Source organism: Okeania sp. SIO2F4, from assembly GCF_010672385.1.
In the GTDB taxonomy this organism is placed as follows: domain Bacteria; phylum Cyanobacteriota; class Cyanobacteriia; order Cyanobacteriales; family Microcoleaceae; genus Trichodesmium.
The window spans coordinates 1-2,357 of sequence record NZ_JAAHGT010001208.1 but is presented as its reverse complement, the minus strand read 5'-3'; the positions used below and the strand labels follow the sequence as shown (position 1 = coordinate 2,357).

Genomic DNA, 2,357 nt, shown 5'->3' with positions numbered 1-2,357 from the left:
TCTAAAACGTTATAGTTTTGATTGGGGAAGCACAGAGATTTTTTCCTTTCCTCCCACCCAGAATTTCTGTATTCTCAATTTAGAGTAACGAGAGTCTGAGCAAAAGTCTGATAAATTCTCAGTTGTTTAATTCTGGGCAGTTAACCTCAAAAAAACTAAGACGTTATAGTTTTGATGGGGGAAGCACAGAGATTTTTGCCTCTGCCTTCTAAGTTATAATTTTTGTATTCTCAATTTAGAGTAACGAGAGTCTGAGCAAAAGTCTGATAAATTCTGAGTTGTTGAATTTTCGGCACTCAACCTCAAAAAAACTAAAACGTTATAGTTTTGATTGGGGAAGCACAGAGATTTTTTCCTTTCCTCCCACCCAGAATTTCTGTATTCTCAATTTAGAGTAACCAGAGTCTGAGCAAAAGTCTGATAAATTCTGGCTCATTGAATTTTCGGCACTCAACCTCAAAAAACTAAGACGTTATAGTTTTGAATAATTTCTACCTAGAAACTTTCCTTCGGTCTGAGTCATAATTTTTATCTGCTAATTTTTCTAGACTCTGAGTTTTAGCAAAAGTATTGCTTAATTCTTCACCAAGCGAACAAAATTTTTCTTACCCACCCGTAAAACCTTACCATCAAGGTCTGCCGGAGAATCAAAAGTCAAATTTTGATCCGAAATACGGTCGTCATCCAAACGTACAGCTCCCCCAGCAATTTTCTTCCTAGCCTCAGAACTACTCTTACACAAACCACTAGCGCTAACTATATAAAACAACTTTGCTGGAAACTCCACAGAAGCCAAAGAAAATTCTGGGACTGCCTCAGTTTGACTCATATCTCCCTCAAGCACCATTTTCACAGCCGTTTCTTGAGCCTCCAAAGCAGATTCCTTACCGTGATACTGAGACACAATATCCAAACCCAGCAATTTTTGTCTTTCGCGAGGATTCTCCGGCAATCCATCAAGAGGTAAATTTGTCAATAGTTCAAAATACTCTTCTACTTGGTCATCAGGAATTTTCTCCAGTTTAGAATACATAGTCAAAGAGTCTTCCGATAACCCCACATAATTTCCCAAAGACTTAGACATTTTCTGCACCCCATCAGTCCCCAACAAAATCGGCATTAATAGACCAAACTGAGTCTTCTTACCAAAATGACGTTGTAAATCTCGCCCCACCGCAATATTAAACTTTTGGTCAGTACCGCCCAATTCCACATCAGCATCCACAGCTACAGAATCATAGCCTTGCATTAGGGGATAGAGAAACTCATGGATATAGATAGGACTTTCCTGTTGATAACGAAGAGCAAAACCTTCCTTAGCCAACATTTGCCCGACAGTCATCGTTGCCAGAAGTTCTAGAATATTTGCCAAATCTAATTTAGATAGCCATTCTGAGTTGTAGCGAATTTCTAGCCGTCCTGGCGTGTCAAAATCCAATATTGGTCGGACTTGCTCCAAATAAGTTTTAGCATTTTCCTTTACCTGTTCTGGAGTTAACTGCCGTCGGACTTCAGATTTCCCAGTCGGGTCGCCAATTCTTGCGGTAAAATCTCCTATTATTAATACTGCTGTATGTCCAGCATCTTGAAATGCCCGAAGTTTCCTAACCGGAATACTATGGCCTAAATGGATATCAGCCCCTGTGGGGTCAATTCCCAACTTAACCCGTAAAGGACGGTCTGATTTAGTTAACCTCTGGATTAAGTTTTCATCAGGATCTTGAGAATCTGATTGATCTGGGAAAATTTCGCTGATGCCACGATGTAACCATGTAAATTTATCAGTCATCATTTAGTCTTAGTGAACTTATATAGCTTGACTTTGAGGGTAATTTTAGTTATCAGTTGCCATTACCTCCGGTAGAAGACAGAGGCAAGAAAATACTGAAGTTGATTTTTTTTATCCCCTTAAAAGGGAAGGCTTAAGACCTTATTTTTTGGTCAAATTTAGTGTAGGAAGTTATGAATAAATTTATTTAAAAATTGAAAATTGGAAAATTTGAGGTACTCTCAAAATTTATGCCTTTGATAAGCAGACTAATAATTAGGAGTGCTAAAGCAGCATAAATTTTTACAAATATCACTTATCCTTATTTTTATTGTACATACTTTGAACAGGAGTCAATTTAAACATAATAATATAGTAATGAGTACTTATATCAAGTCTCACTGAGTTAGTCATAATAAAAATTTTCTTCTTTTGAAACGAGAAGATTTTTCACTTTTTCCCCTTGTTCCCTACTCCCTATTCTCTAGATTTTTCATTGTGGGTATTCAAAGAAACAAAATATTAGTTATAGTCATCAACTTTTTTTCTTCCTTTTTCCCTACTTCCTAAAAAATGTTAAATTAATTTA

The 2,357-nt window shown here is 36.9% G+C and carries 1 protein-coding gene; it reads right to left on the bottom strand.

The window, feature by feature from the left end:
* Positions 1-574: 574 nt before the first annotated feature.
* Entirely contained in the window at positions 575-1,792 is a 1,218-nt protein-coding gene (tyrS, locus tag F6K22_RS38925) for a tyrosine--tRNA ligase (protein WP_293110301.1), read from the bottom strand.
* Positions 1,793-2,357: the final 565 nt, after the last annotated feature.

Coding starts and splice junctions, on each gene's coding strand:
- tyrS (WP_293110301.1), bottom strand. CDS start 1,792: ATGATGACTGATAAATTTACATGGTTACATCGTGGCATCAGCGAAATT.